Annotated in this window: 17 protein-coding genes; 12 read left to right on the top strand and 5 right to left on the bottom strand. The window is 62.2% G+C overall.

The features are described from left to right. Positions 1-7: 7 nt before the first annotated feature. From CHB90_RS03975 to CHB90_RS03965, 3 genes are all read right to left on the bottom strand, one after another. Positions 8-1189, bottom strand: coding sequence for a M12 family metallopeptidase (locus CHB90_RS03975; protein WP_089276566.1), 1182 nt, complete (start codon positions 1187-1189; stop codon positions 8-10). A 74-nt stretch (positions 1190-1263) separates the two neighbouring features. Continuing rightward, entirely contained in the window at positions 1264-1818 is a 555-nt protein-coding gene (locus CHB90_RS03970) for an rRNA large subunit pseudouridine synthase E (RefSeq protein WP_089276565.1), read from the bottom strand. A 3-nt stretch (positions 1819-1821) separates the two neighbouring features. Next, positions 1822-2271: a nucleoside deaminase gene (locus CHB90_RS03965; RefSeq protein ID WP_089276564.1), complete on the bottom strand. Its 450-nt coding sequence runs from the start codon at positions 2269-2271 to the stop codon at positions 1822-1824. Positions 2272-2375: 104 nt separating this feature from the next. Between CHB90_RS03965 and CHB90_RS03960 the strand changes: the two genes are divergently transcribed. From CHB90_RS03960 to CHB90_RS03920, 9 genes are all read left to right on the top strand, one after another. Further along, a complete protein-coding gene (locus tag CHB90_RS03960; RefSeq protein WP_089276563.1) occupies positions 2376-3215 on the top strand; it encodes a pseudouridine synthase in 840 nt (279 codons plus the stop codon). Between the two features lie 101 nt (positions 3216-3316). Beyond that, the gene (locus CHB90_RS03955; protein ID WP_089276562.1) at positions 3317-3514 is read left to right on the top strand and encodes a hypothetical protein; all 198 of its coding nucleotides are present in this window, start codon (positions 3317-3319) and stop codon (positions 3512-3514) included. 12 nt (positions 3515-3526) lie between these two features. Further along, complete coding sequence (locus CHB90_RS03950; protein WP_089276561.1) at positions 3527-4375, top strand: hypothetical protein; 849 nt, start codon at positions 3527-3529, stop codon at positions 4373-4375. A gap of 191 nt (positions 4376-4566) precedes the next feature. Further along, positions 4567-5469: a 5-bromo-4-chloroindolyl phosphate hydrolysis family protein gene (locus CHB90_RS03945; RefSeq protein ID WP_089276560.1), complete on the top strand. Its 903-nt coding sequence runs from the start codon at positions 4567-4569 to the stop codon at positions 5467-5469. 21 nt (positions 5470-5490) lie between these two features. Then, positions 5491-6672, top strand: a complete 1182-nt coding sequence (locus CHB90_RS03940; RefSeq protein WP_089276559.1) for a toxic anion resistance protein — start codon at positions 5491-5493, stop codon at positions 6670-6672. 10 nt (positions 6673-6682) lie between these two features. Next, positions 6683-7654 (top strand): DUF2927 domain-containing protein, encoded by a 972-nt coding sequence (locus CHB90_RS03935; RefSeq protein WP_170940974.1) that lies wholly within the window; start codon positions 6683-6685, stop codon positions 7652-7654. A gap of 140 nt (positions 7655-7794) precedes the next feature. Next, positions 7795-8940: an SPFH domain-containing protein gene (locus CHB90_RS03930; RefSeq protein WP_089276557.1), complete on the top strand. Its 1146-nt coding sequence runs from the start codon at positions 7795-7797 to the stop codon at positions 8938-8940. Positions 8941-9017: 77 nt separating this feature from the next. Further along, a complete protein-coding gene (locus tag CHB90_RS03925; RefSeq protein WP_089276556.1) occupies positions 9018-9611 on the top strand; it encodes a DUF3228 family protein in 594 nt (197 codons plus the stop codon). Positions 9612-9723: 112 nt separating this feature from the next. Then, positions 9724-10269: a YaeQ family protein gene (locus CHB90_RS03920; RefSeq protein WP_089276555.1), complete on the top strand. Its 546-nt coding sequence runs from the start codon at positions 9724-9726 to the stop codon at positions 10267-10269. A 105-nt stretch (positions 10270-10374) separates the two neighbouring features. Here CHB90_RS03920 and CHB90_RS03915 read toward each other — a convergent pair whose 3' ends face one another. Both CHB90_RS03915 and CHB90_RS03910 read right to left on the bottom strand, forming a co-directional pair. Next, complete coding sequence (locus tag CHB90_RS03915; RefSeq protein WP_089276554.1) at positions 10375-11289, bottom strand: hypothetical protein; 915 nt, start codon at positions 11287-11289, stop codon at positions 10375-10377. Positions 11290-11696: 407 nt separating this feature from the next. Next, positions 11697-12236 (bottom strand): hypothetical protein, encoded by a 540-nt coding sequence (locus CHB90_RS03910; RefSeq protein WP_089276553.1) that lies wholly within the window; start codon positions 12234-12236, stop codon positions 11697-11699. A gap of 172 nt (positions 12237-12408) precedes the next feature. On the opposite strand from CHB90_RS03910, the gene CHB90_RS03905 reads away from it, so the two are divergent. From CHB90_RS03905 to dtd, 3 genes are all read left to right on the top strand, one after another. Beyond that, entirely contained in the window at positions 12409-13560 is a 1152-nt protein-coding gene (locus CHB90_RS03905) for a TFIIB-type zinc finger domain-containing protein (RefSeq protein ID WP_089276552.1), read from the top strand. 153 nt (positions 13561-13713) lie between these two features. After that, positions 13714-14613 carry a carbohydrate kinase family protein gene (locus CHB90_RS03900; protein ID WP_089276551.1) on the top strand — a complete coding sequence of 300 codons (900 nt, stop codon included), beginning with the start codon at positions 13714-13716 and terminating at the stop codon, positions 14611-14613. Beyond that, entirely contained in the window at positions 14610-15053 is a 444-nt protein-coding gene (gene dtd, locus CHB90_RS03895; protein ID WP_089276550.1) for a D-aminoacyl-tRNA deacylase, read from the top strand. Before CHB90_RS03900 ends, dtd begins: the two co-directional genes overlap by 4 nt. Positions 15054-15135 lie beyond the last annotated feature (82 nt).

Here is a 15135-nt window from a genome sequence, read left to right as displayed (position 1 = left end):
GCGCCCCCTACCAGTACATCACCGCCACCCGGCCGCTGCCGAAATGGGACATCATGCGCACGCGCAGGATGTACTCTTCCCCCTGCAACAGGCGGATGGTGATTTCCGCGTTGTCCTCTGTGCCGGCGTCGTCCGATCCGGCCATGAAACGCGCCGTCTCGCCGTCCTTGCGGAACAGGACCATCAGCATGTCGGCCCGACCGAAAGAGCGGATGGTGTAGTCCCGCGTCGCCGTCGGTTGCAGCAGGAAATTGACCTGATCGGCGGGCATCATGTCCAGAACCGCCGATTTGAACGGCTCCAGCAGCGTGGTCTTTTCTGCCTCTGCCTTGGGGTAGAACTTTTTCACCTCGGCCTTGTCCGTATCGCTCAGCCCCAGTTCGGGCCGCAACCCGGTGCGGTATTCATCCGGCTCCAGGATCAGCCCGGGACCAAACCCATAGTGCATGACGGAATCCGGGTCCCACTCCGACCCTTCCACATCGGCAGATGTCAGCTTGCGCAGCACATTGTGAAAGGTCTGCTCCCGACTCCAACTGTTCGGCGGCCCGGCGAAATAGGCATAGACCGCGTCCTCGTCCCAGACGATGCCGGAAAACGGGTTCTGGTGTTCATGCGGAAAGCCCAGCGTATGGCCGATCTCATGCACCGCCGTATCAACGCCGCGCGGGTCGTTGCGCAGATCCCAGCCGATGTTCATCGTGCGCTCGTTCTGGCCGGGAATGTCGATCACGTCGCGCCCTACATAGGACCACGACCCGCCGGGTTGAAAGCCGATCCGCACCTCGGCCTCGTCAATATCTTCGGTTTCCTCGAAATTCAGCCCGATGCCCACATCGGCCCAGATCTGGAACCCCTCGCGCACCTTGTCCATGTTGAACGCATCCCCGGCAAAGGGACCGTCATCGAACAGGAAATAGCGCAGGGTGGTGCCGTTGACCCATTTGCGGTCAACATAACGGATCAGGCTGGCGCGTTCGTCCGACACGCCGGGGCCCAGCACCCGTTCCGGCACCTTGGGCATGTCGCATTGCCCCAGATGCGCCGCATCGCCGGGGTTTTGCCCGCCCGGCCCGCCACCGTTTTGCGCAGAGAGTTGCGCCAGAACCTCCTCTATCTGGTCAAGCCGCTGAGACAGGTGCCTGTCATATTTGGACGTCGGACGTGGGTCCGCTGTGGGTCTGGCCATGTCAAATCTCCTAAATGCTGAAAATGCACCGCTATGGTATCACAATTGGCGCATTCTTCAACTTTAAGGAGATTTCAGCCTGTGAAGGCGTCCGTCCACTGACCCGGCTCCAGCCCGTCCAGTGTCCAGTCTCCGACCGACCAGCGCACCAGCCGCAGGCAGGGCAGACCCACATGGGCGCACATCCGGCGCACCTGCCGGTTGCGGCCCTCGGTGATGGTCAGTTGCAGCCAACCGTCCGGCACCGTCTTGCGAAACCGCACCGGCGGATCACGCTCCCACAGATCGGGCGGGTCGATCCGGGCGACCTTGGCCGGGCGCGTCGGCCCGTCCTTCAGCGTCACCCCCTTGCGCAGCTGCGCCAGTTGGTCCTCCGACGGCACGCCCTCGACCTGCGCCAGATAGCTTTTGGGGCGCTTGTACTTGGGGGACGAAATGCGCGCCTGCAACGCGCCGTCATCGGTCAGCACCATCAACCCCTCGCTGTCCCGATCCAGCCGCCCCGCCGGATAGACGCCGGGCAAGTCGATATAATCGGACAGGGTGGCGCGCGGGCTGCCTTCGGTGCCCTTGTCAGTGAATTGCGACAGCACGCCAAAGGGTTTGTTGAACAGGATCACCCGCGCCATGATTTACCTCCGCGCCGCAAAGAAGTCTCGCAACAGCGCGGCGGACGCCTCTGCGCCGATGCCGTCATAGATCTCTGGCGCATGGTGGCATTGCGGATGGGAAAACACCCGCGCCCCCTGCGCCACGCCGCCGGATTTCGGGTCCGCCGCGCCGTAATACAGCCGTCGGATGCGGGCAAACCCGATGGCGGCGGCGCACATCGGGCAAGGCTCCAGCGTGACGTACAGATCATGGTCCGGCAGCCGGTCTGCCCCCACAGCGGCGCAGGCGGCGCGGATCGCCAGCACCTCGGCATGGGCGGTGGGGTCGTTCAAGGCGCGCGTTCGGTTGCCCGCCCGCGCGATCACCTGACCAGAGGGCGCAACAAGGACGGCACCCACCGGCACCTCGCCGCGTGTCGCGGCGGCGCGCGCCTCGTCCAGCGCCGCGTCCATATGGCTGCGAAATGTCATTTCCGGTGCTTACCGCGACAGCGCGACCGGGGAAAGCCGCTTGCGACCCCCTTCCCCCTTGCACCCCCTTCCCCCCGGCCCTGTCGCCGCGCTATGGGACGCGGATGGAAAACAAGACCCCTCCCGGAGACCGAATCGCCAAGGTCATCGCCCGCGCCGGTCGCGCCAGCCGGCGCGAGGCCGAGCGCATGATCGCCGAAGGCCGCGTCACCGTGAACGGCAAGAAGATCGACAGCCCCGCGCTGAACGTCACCGACGCCGACCAGATCACCGTCGACGACACCCCGCTCAAGGCGCCCGATGCCGCGCGGCTGTGGCTGTATCACAAGCCCACCGGCCGCGTGACCACCACCCGCGACGAACAGGGCCGCCCGACGATCTACGACGATCTCCCCGAAGACCTGCCCCGCGTCATGAGCGTGGGCCGCCTTGACCTCAATTCCGAGGGGTTGCTGCTGCTGACCAATGACGGCGCGATCAAGCGTAAACTGGAACTGCCCTCCACCGGCTGGCTGCGCAAATACCGGGTGCGCGTCAACGGTCGGCCATCGGACGACACCCTCGCCCCGCTGCGCAAGGGCATCGAGGTCGATGGCCAGCGGTTTCAGCCGATGCAGGTCACGCTGGACCGCCAGCAGGGGGCCAACGCCTGGCTGACCATCGGCCTGCGTGAGGGCAAGAACCGTGAGATTCGCCGCGCCATGACCGACATCGGCCTGACCGTGAACCGGCTGATCCGCACCTCTTACGGTCCGTTCCAGCTGGGTCAGTTGAAGGCGGGCGAGGTTGAGGAAGTGCGCCGCAAGATCCTGCGCGACCAACTGGGCATGGACCCCGAGCCTGTCGGCACCGCCACGGCCGCTAAACCCGGAAAACCCGGCAAACCCGGTCGGGCAGCCAAGCCCACCGTCCAGCGGCGGCGGCGTCCCCCCAAAAAGGACTGACCCCCCAAAAAACCGCATCCGGCTTCACACTTCGTTAACTCTTCTTTCTTTTTCCCGGCGATTGCCCCGTTTTCGCCCGGTTTCGCACGAATGTTGGCCTCATGGTGACAACATTCATAGCCCTCGCGATTCTCACGGCCTCGGCGCTCTTGGTGCTGGGAAACCTGCGCACGGTCGCCGTCGATACCTTCGACGCCGTGGCAACCTATGCGCGCCGCGCCCGCCAGACCGGACAAATGACCCGGCATGTGGCCTATTTCGCGCTGTGGCTGATGATCTTCATCATGAGTTACGCCTGAGGGGACACACGCATGGCAACGGAGCAGACCCGACAAACCGACACGGCAGAGGACGCCGACGAACTGGAAATGCCCCGGCTGGACCGGGCGCAGCTCGACTCGGGGCTAAACTTTCTGTTTCTCGCCGCCTTTCCGCTGCTGCTGTGGGTGTTTCAGGACTCCTTTGCCGGGATCGCCACCGCCATTGCGCTGATCTGGGTGCTGTCGCTGGCGTTGCGCCTGATTTCGGTCGGGCAGCATTTGCACCACGACTATGAGCGTGCCGAAGTGGCCCACGCCCCCCGGGTTCCGCGCAAGCTGATCGGCTCTGTCATGGTCGGGTTCGTGGTGCTGGTTCTGGCCGGATTCAAATACGACAGCCTGTGGATGCCCGCGCTGGCCGGGATGGTTGCCTGCGGTCTCAGCATTGCCGCCTTCGGGCTGGACCCGATGCGCAACAAAGGCTCTGAACGGGCGCGACAGGTGGCGGCGGCGGACATCGCCGAACTGGTGCTGGCGTCGCTGGCGGACCGGATTGCCGCGCTTGAAGATACCGAACTGACCACAAAGACCCAGACCGCACGGCACCTTGTCCTGCGTCCGATGCGACGCAGCACCGGTGATCCGGGGAAATCCGCCCGCCTCGCGCGGCCGGTGAACAAGGTCATATCCTTGCTCGACCAAGAGGTGATCCGCCTCGAATCCGCCTGGAACACCCCCGGTCAGGATTTCGCCCGCCGCCGCTATCTGGCCAAGCTGGACGTCATGACCGACAGCTTTGAGGCATTCGCCGTACACAGCGGCATTCGCGGCGCGCGCGATGCCTTTGAACGGCAGGCGGATCAGCTGATCGACCGGATGCCCCGAGAATCCGCCGCCTGAGCGGCGCGCCCCGGACTTCCCCCTAGCAAGTGCAGCATTTTGCCCTTAAGTTCTGCGTTGAAAAGGCGCGGCAGAGCGCCGGAAAACGGGGAGTCTGATGTCGGGAAACGCCTTGCAGAAGGTGAGCTATGTCTTGCTGATCGTGCTGCTTTTCGGAGTGGCAACCGGCTTATTCGGGGGGCTCTGACGTCATGGCCCAGCGATTTGGCGGAAAGCACAGCCCCGATGGCGCGTCAGGCGGACTGGATGACCGTCCCCGCGACGAACGCCCGGCGTATCACGGGGCGCGCGTGGCCCCTGCGGGCGCGCGGTCCAACGTGTTGTTCATTCCCGGTGTGATCCTTGCGCTCCTGTCGATCAATGACGGGGCTGTCGGCATGGCCGTGGGCCTTGCCGGTGCCGCCGTGCTGGTGCTGGGCGCATGGCTGTTGCGCGACGGCCTGCTGGCCGAGGCCGCATTCCATGACCGCAAGGTGGCGCGCCGCCCGGCGATCCCGCGCAAGATATTCGCCGCAGCCCTCTGCGGCATCGGGGCCGGGTTGGCCGCGTGGCGGTCCGAACCAGGGCTGATCGCGCCGCTGATCTTTGGCGGCGCGGCCGGGGCGCTCCACCTTGGCGCCTTCGGCATCGACCCGATGAAGGACAAGGGGATGGAAGGCATCGACACCTTCACCCAGGACCGCGTGGCGCGGGTGGTGAACGAGGCCGAAAGCTATCTCAGCGCCATGACCGATGCCGTCAGACGCGCCGGAGACCGTCAGGTCGAGGCGCGCGTGGAACGGTTTGTCACCAAAGCGCGCGAAATGATCCGCACGGTAGAGGAAGACCCGCGTGACCTGTCCGGGGCCAAGAAGTTTCTCAGCGTCTATCTGATGGGGGCCCGCGACGCGACGGTGAAGTTTGCGGATGTCTTTGCCCGTTCCAATGACCGCGCGGCGCGCAGTGATTACATGATGTTGCTGACAGATCTTGAGGAAAGCTTTGACAAGAAGACTGACAAGCTTTTGGCCGACAACAACGAAGACCTGAATGTAGAAATCGAGGTGCTGCGCGACCGTTTGCAGCGCGAAGGCGTCCATCTCGATCGAAGATGATTTTAGTGAACGGGGAATCTCATGTCTGAAAACACACGCCAGGAAGCCGAAAAGGCCGTTGCCTTGGTCGATGAAATCAATGCTGTCGTGCTGCCCGATCCGGCTGAAGCGAACGCCGTTGTGCCGCTCAAGGACGCGCCCGCCGAGGTGAGCGCAGAGATCCGCAGCCGGATGGAAGAGCTCGACATGGGCGACACCAATTCGATTGTCTCTTTCGGCTCTGCCGCGCAGGCCGAATTGCAGGAAATCAGCCAGGCGATGCTGGCGGACGTGCGCAACAAGGACGTCGGCCCGGCAGGCGACAGCCTGCGCGGCATTGTCACCACCATCCGCGGCTTTTCCATCTCGGAACTGGACGTCCGGCGTGAGCGCAGCTGGTGGGAAAAGCTGCTGGGCCGCGCCGCGCCTTTTGCCAAGTTCACCGCGCGCTACGAGACGGTCCAGAGCCAGATCGATAAGGTCACTGATGACCTTCTCAAGCATGAACATGTCCTGCTGAAAGACATCAAGTCGCTGGACCTGCTCTATGAAAAGACGCTTCAGTTCTACGACGAACTGGCGCTGTATATCTCTGCCGGTGAGGCCAAGCTCGAAGAGCTGGACACCCAGGAGATCCCCGCCAAGGAGGCCGCCGTTCAGGCCGCGCCTGAGAACGATCAGGTCATGGTGGCGCAGGAACTGCGCGATCTGCGCGCCTCGCGCGACGATCTGGAACGCCGGGTGCACGATCTGAAACTGACCCGTCAGGTCACCATGCAGTCGCTGCCGTCGATCCGCCTTGTGCAGGAAAACGACAAGAGCCTTGTGACCAAGATCAACTCGACCCTCGTGAACACCGTACCGCTGTGGGAAACCCAATTGGCACAGGCGCTGACCATCCAGCGCTCGAAACAGGCCGCCGCCGCCGTGCGCGATGCCAACGACCTGACCAACGAGTTGCTGACCTCGAACGCCGCCAACCTGCGCGACAGCAACAAGATGATCCGTCAGGAAATGGAACGCGGCGTCTTTGACATCGAGGCGGTCAAGCAGGCCAACGCCGATCTGGTCGCCACCATCGAGGACAGCCTGCAAATCGCGGATGAAGGCAAGGCGCGCCGCGCCAAGGCCGAGGAAGAACTCAAACGGATGGAATCCGAACTGCGCGACACGCTGGCCTCTGCCAAGTCGCGCCGTCAGGGTGCCGGCGCGGTTCCGTCCTGAGGTGAGCAGGGTGCGGGGCGGCCTGAGATCGGCGTTTGCGGTGGCGGTGGCCCTGACCTTGTCGGGGTGCATCGGGTCTGATCTTGCACCGCGCAAGACCTCGGTCACACCAGAGGCGCGCCCCCCCGGGGCCGCGCCCGCCGCCCGTGCCGCAACGCCAGAGGCGTCTCCTGCCAGCAAGGCGCTGACGCAGTATTACGGACGCGTCCAGAACGATCTGGTCGCGCGCGGCCTGTTGCGCACCGACGGCGGCGGCCCGGACACCGCCTATACCGACACGATGCTGGTGCGCAATTTCGCCGCCATCGCGCTCGAAGAGGAATATGAACGCGGCGCCGGCCTGCGCCCGTCGTCCGGCACGCCCAGCGCGATCAAGAAATGGAACATCCCGATCCGCATGACGACAGAGTTCGGCCCCAACGTGCCAAGGGACCAGATCGCATCGTCAAAGGCCGCGGTTGCCAGCTATGCCGCCCGCCTGTCGCGCATCACCGGGCACCCGATCTCGATGGTCGACAGCAACCCCAACTACCACGTCCTGTTCATGTCAGAGGATGACGCGGACCAGATCGCCCCGCGCATCCGCCAGATCGTACCGGACGTGAACCCCAACGCCCTGCGCATCTTCAACAACCTGCCGCGCGGCATCCATTGCGTCGTCGTCGCCTTTTCGCGCAGCCCGGGCGGCTATGACTACGGCACCGCCATCGCCATCATCCGCTCGGAACATCCGCCCCTCCTGCGCCGCTCCTGCATCCATGAGGAACTGGCCCAGGGCATGGGCCTTGGCAACGACAGCCCGCGCGCCCGTCCGTCGATCTTTAACGACGATGACGAATTTGCGCTGCTGACCACCCATGACGAATTGCTGCTCAAGATCCTCTACGATCCGCGCCTGAAACCGGGCATGCGCGCCGAAGAGGCCATGCCGATCGTGCAGCAAAAGGCGGCGGACCTGATGGGCACCAGCGGACCTAGCTAGGCCCGCCGACAGGCCACGCGGCATTTTCACCGTCATTTCCCCGTGACGTGCCGAAGGGGCTTCCGCTACTCTGAGGATCGCGTACCCTGTGCGCAGCATCGCACCCGCGACGATTAAAGCTAACGATTGGAGGCCGCACCATGGGCATCTGGGATTTTCTATCGGGCCAGTTCATCGACGTCATTCACTGGACGGACGACACCCGCGACACGATGGTCTGGCGTTTTGAGCGTGAAGGCCATGAAATCAAGTATGGCGCCAAGCTGACGGTCCGCGAAGGACAGGCCGCCGTCTTTATCCACGAAGGCCAGCTTGCGGATGTCTTCACCCCCGGTCTCTACATGCTAGAGACCAACAACATGCCGATCATGACCTCGCTGCAGCATTGGGACCATGCGTTCCAAAGCCCGTTCAAGTCAGAGATCTATTTCGTCAACACCAACCGTTTTACCAACCTCAAGTGGGGCACCAAAAACCCCATCATGTTGCGTGACCCGGAATTTGGGCCGACCCGCATTCGCGCCTTTGGCACCTATGCGATCAAGGTTGCCGACCCCGCCGTCTTTATGTCCGAAATCGTCGGCACCGACGGCGAATTCACGATGGATGAGATCAGCTTTCAGATCCGCAACATCATCGTGCAGGAATTCTCCAAGGACATCTCGCGCAGCGGCATCCCGGTGCTCGACATGGCCGCCAACACCGGCGAAGTCTCTGAACTGATCCGCAAGGCCATCGACCCGGTGATCCACCAGTACGGTCTGGAACTGGCAGAGCTGTATATTGAAAATATCTCGCTGCCGCCGGCCGTCGAAAAGGCGCTGGACGCCCGCACCAGCCGGGGGTTGGCCGGCAATCTCGACGACCACATGAAATGGAAAGCGGCCGAGGCGATGGGCCAGGGCGGTGCAATGGATCAATCCATGGGCATGGGCTTTGGGGCCGGGATGGGGATGCAGATGGCCAACTCGATGGCCCAGCAAGGTCCGTGGGGTGCCGCCCCCGCGCAGCAGCCCGCCGCCGCTTCGCAGGCCCAGCAACAGCCACAACCCGCCGCCATGGCCCCGCCGCCGCCGCCCGTCGAACATGTCTGGCATATGGCCGTGAACGGCCAGACCACCGGACCGTTCTCCAAGGCGGACCTGGGCAAGATGGTGTCCAGCAAGGAACTGACCCGCGAAACCCACGTCTGGACCCCCGGTCAGGATGGCTGGAAACGCGCCGGAGAGGTGACGGAACTGGCGCAACTCTTCACCGTGATGCCGCCGCCCCCGCCGCCGATGTAAACGCGCCGCGCGGCCAAAAAATCCCGTCCCGGGCCTGACCCGGGACCTCCACCCACAAAACCACCAAAAGGCCGCTCTTGACCACGCCCGCCATCGCCATGACCGATTTTGCGCTGCGCAACTGGCAATCGGATGCCAGCGGCACGCGTATCCTTGGCCTCACGCCGCAGGATCTGACCCAGCGCTGCAACGCGGCTCTTGCTGAGGGCGCGCCGCTGGTCGACGGCTACGCGCCCTTCTGCAAACACCTCTTCCTAGAAAACGATAGCCCCACCCTCTGCGGCTTTGCCCCCATCACGGCGGAAAACGCTCATCTGCTGCGCAGCGGCTACCGCCCCCGGCGTGAGGGTGAAATGCCGGTGCTGGAACGCTGGTTCGACACCCCCGCCCCCCGCGCAAACTGGCTGGACGTGATCCTCTACAGCCACGCCCAGATGCTGCTCGAGGCCGCCGATTACCCCGAGGATCAGGCCGTGCCTGACTGCGACTGGGGCATCGTGTCGATCATCGGCACACTGGACCCGACAGAGCCGCCGATGCCGCCCATCACCCAATGGCGCAACGCCCTTGGCCGCGCGGCGGGGGGATCAGGCCAGCCGATTGACCCCGCGTCTTATGCGAGGGCCGTGGATTTCTGGGACCGCCACGCCGCGGTGAAACCGGCCGAATAGCTGCCAAACCGCCCCAGCTCGTCAGCCCGGAACGCGGCACGCCCCCTATCCGCTTTTCAATACCCCCCGGACAGAGTACGCATCCCAATCCATTCAAGGGGCGGGACAGATCATGGCGCAAAAAGCCACCATTTACAAAGTCGAACTCTCTGTCTCGGACATGGATCGTCACTACTATGAGACTCACAAGCTGACCGTCGCCAAACACCCGTCAGAGACGGATGAACGGATGATGGTGCGTCTTGTGGCCTTTGCGCTGAACGCCCACGAACATCTGGAAATGACCAAGGGGCTGTCCACCGATGATGAGCCGGACATCTGGCAGAAAAGCTTGAGTGGTGAGTTGGACGTCTGGGTGGCACTGGGCTTGCCCAGCGAAAAGGTCTTGCGCCAATCCTGCGCCAAGGCGGGGCAGGTGATTGTCTATCCCTATGGTGGCCGCACCGCCGAGATGTGGTGGGACAAGGTCAAGAACAGCACCACGCGGTTTGACAATCTTCAGGTGATCAATTTCTCCGAGGCCGACACCACCGCGCTGGCCAATCTGGCCAGCCGCGCGATGAAGCTTCAGGTCAATATCCAGGACGGCGATGTGATGGTCAGTGTCGATGACAACATCGTCTACCTCACCCCGATCAAATGGAAGAGCGCGCCCTGACCGCCAGCCATGTGCGTTTCGTGGTGCGCTCTGGCGACAACTGCCCGGGGGCATCGAGCGATTGGTCGGGGCCATATTGACTGATATCCACCCGCTCAATTGGCTCTAGTCGACCTCGCTCCTCAGAACCTCTTCAACCAAAAACATGTCTCGAATGACCTGTTTGTCCGCTTCTCGGATTGTCACATTATCGTAATATTGCCGTCCGTTAAACCGAACGATTGTTGACTTAGAAGCGGAAATCTTTTCCAGAGTGGCGCGGAGACTGGAATCTACAGTAACGTCAATCCACTCCCATATTTCTGAATCGTTATCTCGTTTCCAATCCATATATGGCAGCCTTACGGTCTTACCATCTATGTTAAGAGCAGCAGTCTCAACGAAAAGCCAACTGTCATTGGTGTAGTTCAAGCGCATTCGAAGCCATACTCTCTCCCCGTTCTGTCCAGCATAAACGGCTAAGTAGGATCGAGTATCGGTATAGCGCGGAGTATTGGGGTGCTCATAAAAAACGTTACCGTTAAACTCATCGGTTTGTTTTTTCATTCTCCGAAGAATTGACGCTCGCTTTTCTTCTACGGCAACAGCATATCGGTTCGCTTTTTGTTTATAGATCGGATCACTCGCATCGAGCGTCGCTAATGCGTTGTATCCGTCCCTGTTCGCTTCAGCATTAGACGCTGGCAAAGGACGGACATGACCCAATATAATGTCAATCGCCTCAATGCGCATTTCATCTTGCAAGCCGTAAAGTCCGCTTGCATTGTTCACTGCTTCAATCAAGTCAACGGCAGACTTGATTGACAAAGCTTCCAAAAAGGCGGTGGGAATTTTGCCAGTAGTTATGACTGGCAACACGTCTTCCGAACTCGAACGCTTGCTCTCGTCTAAATCTTGCCTGCCGAATGCACGATCATAGCAAGAGAGCCGAAACGCATCGTCATCGAACTTCACACAGTCTTCTTGCGCGACCACAGGCGTAGAGACAGTAAAAATAAGTGCCAAGCGGGCAATTCGCATACTTTTGCCCCCCCCCTCATAGTTATAGATTTTTCGATCTTCGACTACTGATCACGCTCAGGGACAAACCTTGGCATGATCTAAGCAGGTCATCAAGCCGTAGGCAAGAAGCGAACTCGTCGGCCAAGTCCCGCACAGCGGTCGCCCATCCCACCCCAAGAACCGTCAAGGTGGCTCCCGAAAAAACCTGCGTGAGCTGCGCCTCGTCGTGCTGCTTTGGCTGGTGGGCCCGTTCATAGGGTCTGGCCCCGAATTGCATCACGAAATGCAAAAAGTTGACCCATGACGCCACGAAAAACCTGTCTGCACAGGCCGCTGTCGCGCCACCCGTTTCTTAACGAGACGTAAAAACGCCTCTATAACCCATTGGAATTCCTAAGCCGCCCCTCTGTCCACGCGTGGACAGATCAGTTTTCCGTCCGCACCCATCCCAACAAAGGCGGCGCGATGCAGGCATCACGCGGGAACTCAAAATCATCCAATCGAACCGCCGGAAACGGCTCTTCGGGGGTCACCTGGCTTTCAAAAATCAGCTGATTGTCGACACAGATATCCTGCGCCGCATTGCCGATGTTAAAGCCAAATCCACCCGTCCCGCAGTCGATCCCATCCCCATCCATATTCCAAGCCTGAGGCATCCAGACGCCCTCGCCCTCCACCAGAAAGCGGCCCGTTACGGGATCAAAATGCAGCCGCCACGACGTCTGCTCATTCAGCATGGTCAACGCCCAGCGCCCCACATCCTCACCGTCTTTGCTGCCCTCGATCACAAAACAGCTCAGGTCCTGCTCGCGCACATATCGCCCGGTGTAGGTCGCGTCATCATACTGCAACGCCCCCTTGATCGCATAGCCGCCACCGCCCGCCCACTCAAAGCCATAGATGACAGGATCAGCCACGGCATGCCCCGCCGCAATTGTCAGGCCAAGGGCCAGAACCCGCTTCATCCACCGCCTCCACATTGCTCCGGACACAGGCTAGCGCCCGCATGCCAATCCGCCAAGGGGCGTGGCGCAGCCCCCCTGTATCCGGCCCGAAGCCCGACTATTTTTCCTTTCCCTCGGCCACGATCCGCGCAAAGATGCAGCCAAACTCCACAGATTGATGTCTATTTCCGATATGAGTGATCTTCCCCCGCCGCCACCCAATCCCGCCCCGCCGCCTTCCTCGCCAAAGGATCCGACGGATGAACACCGCTTTCCCTGTGACCAGTGCGGTTCGGATTTCCGTTTTGATCCCGACGACGGCAAGCTGGTCTGCGAGCATTGCGGCAACACAGCCGAGATCGCGGACGCCGCCGGTCCTTGGGGCGGCGGCGGCATCCGGGAACTGGATTTCCAGGCGGCCATGGCCGATCTGCTGCCCCTGCAGGAGATGGAGGAAACCCGCGTCTCCACTTGCCCCAATTGCGCCGCACAGGTCGAATTCGACCCGGATGTCCACGCCGCCGAATGCCCGTTCTGCGCCACCCCGGTCGTCACGGATACCGGCACCCACCGCCATATCAAACCGCGCGGCCTGTTGCCCTTCGCACTGGACGAAGCAGCGGCGCGCGAGGCAATGACCGGCTGGCTCGGCAAGCTCTGGTTCGCACCCAACGGGTTGCAGGAATACGCCCGCAAAGGCCGCAAACTGACGGGCATCTATGTGCCCTACTGGACCTTCGACGCAGATACCTCATCGGATTACCAAGGCGAGCGCGGCACCGTCTACTATGAGACCCGACAGGTTGTGCGTGACGGCAAGACAGAAACCCAGCGGGTGCAAAAGATCCGTTGGACGCGTGTTTCGGGACGGGTCCGGCGCTTTTTCGACGACGTGCTTGTTCTGGCCTCCAAGGCGTTGCCCAAACGGTTTACCGACGCGCTGGAACCCTGGGATCTGGCGGCCATGGAACCCTACCGGCCGGAATACCTCGCCGGGTTCCGGGCCGAGGGCTATCAGGTCGATCTTGACGCAGGCTTTGTCGAGGCCAAGGAAAAGATGGACCGGCAAATCCAGCGGGACGTGAAATTCGACATCGGCGGCGATCGTCAGCGCGTACATCACGTCGATACGGACATGCGTGACATCACTTTCAAACATGTTCTGCTGCCGGTCTGGATGGCCGCCTACAAATACCGCGGCAAGAGCTTTCGCTTTGTGGTCAACGGACGGACCGGCCGGGTGCAGGGGGAACGCCCCTGGTCGGCGTGGAAAATCACCATTGCGGTGATTCTTGGGCTGATCGTTGCGGCTGGCGTGGGCTACCTGATCGCAGTCAACCAATGATCTTGACCGGGTCAGGTGTGGTCCCGGGCCCAAACATCGCGGTGGCATAGTGGTGGTCCGATGCATTTCTGTGTTTGGCAACGCGTCACGGGCTTTGACCAAGGGGCGGTTTCGGGATAGTTAGCGCAAACATCTTCACGAAGGAGACACGCCATGATCCTCTGCTGCGGCGAAGCGCTGATCGACATGCTGCCACGCCAGACCGACGCGGGGGAGCCAGCCTTTGCCCCCTACGCAGGCGGCGCGGTGTTCAACACGGCCATCGCACTGGGTCGGCTCGGGGCGCCTTCGGGCTATCTTGGCGGGTTGTCGAACGACCTGTTCGGACAAATGCTGGCCGAGGCCCTGACGGCCTCAAAGGTCGATTACAGCCTCTGTCCGCGCTCCGGACGGCCCAGCACGCTGGCCTTTGTCACGTTGACGGACGGACAGGCGCGCTATGCCTTTTACGATGAGAACACCGCCGGACGGATGCTGTCCGAACCAGAGCTGCCCTCACTGGACGACACGACCGAGGCGCTGTTTTTCGGCGGCATCAGCCTTGTCTCGGAACCGCAGGCAAACAGCTATGCCGCGCTGTGTTCCCGTGCGGGCGACCGCGTGGTCATGATCGACCCCAACATCCGCCCCGGGTTTATCACCAATGAGGCGTCCTACCGCGCAAGGCTCGCAGCCATGCTGGCGCGCGCCGATATCGTCAAGATCTCGGACGAGGACATGGACTGGCTGGGAACGGATCCGGCGTCCTTGTTGCAGGGCGATACCTCTGTGGTGCTGGTGACGCTGGGCGCAGAGGGTGTCGATGTGATGACAGCCAAGGGCACGCACCGCGTGCCTGCGCGGCGGGTCACCGTGGTCGATACTGTCGGCGCTGGAGATACTTTCAACGCGGGCTTTCTGGCCGGGTTGCACAAGGCAGGGCTGCTGTCCCGAAAAGCACTGGCAACAGCACCGGCGGAAAACCTGGGCAGCGCGGCAGAACTGGGCGTCCGCTCGGCTGCCGTGACCGTCAGCCGCGCAGGTGCAAACCCGCCGTGGGAACACGAACTGTGAGAGCCTTGATCCAACGTGCCTCACAGGCGCGGGTGGAGGTTGGCGGCGCAACGATTGGTGAGATTGGCCCCGGCCTGCTGGTGCTGATCTGCGCCATGCAGGGCGACACAAAGGCCGAAGCTGACAAACTCGCCGCCAAAATCGCCAGGCTCCGGATCTTCAAGGACGACGAGGGGCGGATGAACCGCTCGGTCCTCGACATCCACGGCGCGGCCCTTGTGGTCAGCCAGTTCACCTTGGCCGCCGACACCTCCCGTGGCAACCGCCCTGGCTTTTCCGCCGCCGCCCCGCCGGATGAGGGCGAACGCCTGTACGAATACTTCGCCAGTGCGCTTCAGCAGCAGGGCATCCCCGTGGCAACGGGCCGTTTTGGCGCCGATATGGCGGTCAGCCTCACCAATGACGGGCCTGTCACGATCTGGATGGACACCAACAGCTAGGCGCGTGGGCCCGCCCGGGCTTCTTCTTGGCAAAAATACTCAAAACCCCGAGGATTTTGCCATAGGCAAAGCCCGAGACAAC

The sequence above is a fragment of the Antarctobacter heliothermus genome (genome assembly GCF_900188425.1).
Classification (GTDB): Bacteria; Pseudomonadota; Alphaproteobacteria; order Rhodobacterales; family Rhodobacteraceae; genus Antarctobacter; species Antarctobacter heliothermus.
This window is presented reverse-complemented; position numbering and strand designations above follow the sequence as displayed.

Excerpts from the sequence above, each read along its gene's own strand:
- CHB90_RS03975 (WP_089276566.1), bottom strand. The coding sequence starts at position 1,189 with ATGGCCAGACCCACAGCGGACCCACGTCCGACGTCCAAATATGACAGG.
- CHB90_RS03970 (WP_089276565.1), bottom strand. The coding sequence starts at position 1,818 with ATGGCGCGGGTGATCCTGTTCAACAAACCCTTTGGCGTGCTGTCGCAA.
- CHB90_RS03965 (WP_089276564.1), bottom strand. The coding sequence starts at position 2,271 with ATGACATTTCGCAGCCATATGGACGCGGCGCTGGACGAGGCGCGCGCC.
- CHB90_RS03960 (WP_089276563.1), top strand. The coding sequence starts at position 2,376 with ATGGAAAACAAGACCCCTCCCGGAGACCGAATCGCCAAGGTCATCGCC.
- CHB90_RS03955 (WP_089276562.1), top strand. The coding sequence starts at position 3,317 with ATGGTGACAACATTCATAGCCCTCGCGATTCTCACGGCCTCGGCGCTC.
- CHB90_RS03950 (WP_089276561.1), top strand. The coding sequence starts at position 3,527 with ATGGCAACGGAGCAGACCCGACAAACCGACACGGCAGAGGACGCCGAC.
- CHB90_RS03945 (WP_089276560.1), top strand. The coding sequence starts at position 4,567 with ATGGCCCAGCGATTTGGCGGAAAGCACAGCCCCGATGGCGCGTCAGGC.
- CHB90_RS03940 (WP_089276559.1), top strand. The coding sequence starts at position 5,491 with ATGTCTGAAAACACACGCCAGGAAGCCGAAAAGGCCGTTGCCTTGGTC.
- CHB90_RS03930 (WP_089276557.1), top strand. The coding sequence starts at position 7,795 with ATGGGCATCTGGGATTTTCTATCGGGCCAGTTCATCGACGTCATTCAC.
- CHB90_RS03920 (WP_089276555.1), top strand. The coding sequence starts at position 9,724 with ATGGCGCAAAAAGCCACCATTTACAAAGTCGAACTCTCTGTCTCGGAC.
- CHB90_RS03915 (WP_089276554.1), bottom strand. The coding sequence starts at position 11,289 with ATGCGAATTGCCCGCTTGGCACTTATTTTTACTGTCTCTACGCCTGTG.
- CHB90_RS03910 (WP_089276553.1), bottom strand. The coding sequence starts at position 12,236 with ATGAAGCGGGTTCTGGCCCTTGGCCTGACAATTGCGGCGGGGCATGCC.
- CHB90_RS03905 (WP_089276552.1), top strand. The coding sequence starts at position 12,409 with ATGAGTGATCTTCCCCCGCCGCCACCCAATCCCGCCCCGCCGCCTTCC.
- CHB90_RS03900 (WP_089276551.1), top strand. The coding sequence starts at position 13,714 with ATGATCCTCTGCTGCGGCGAAGCGCTGATCGACATGCTGCCACGCCAG.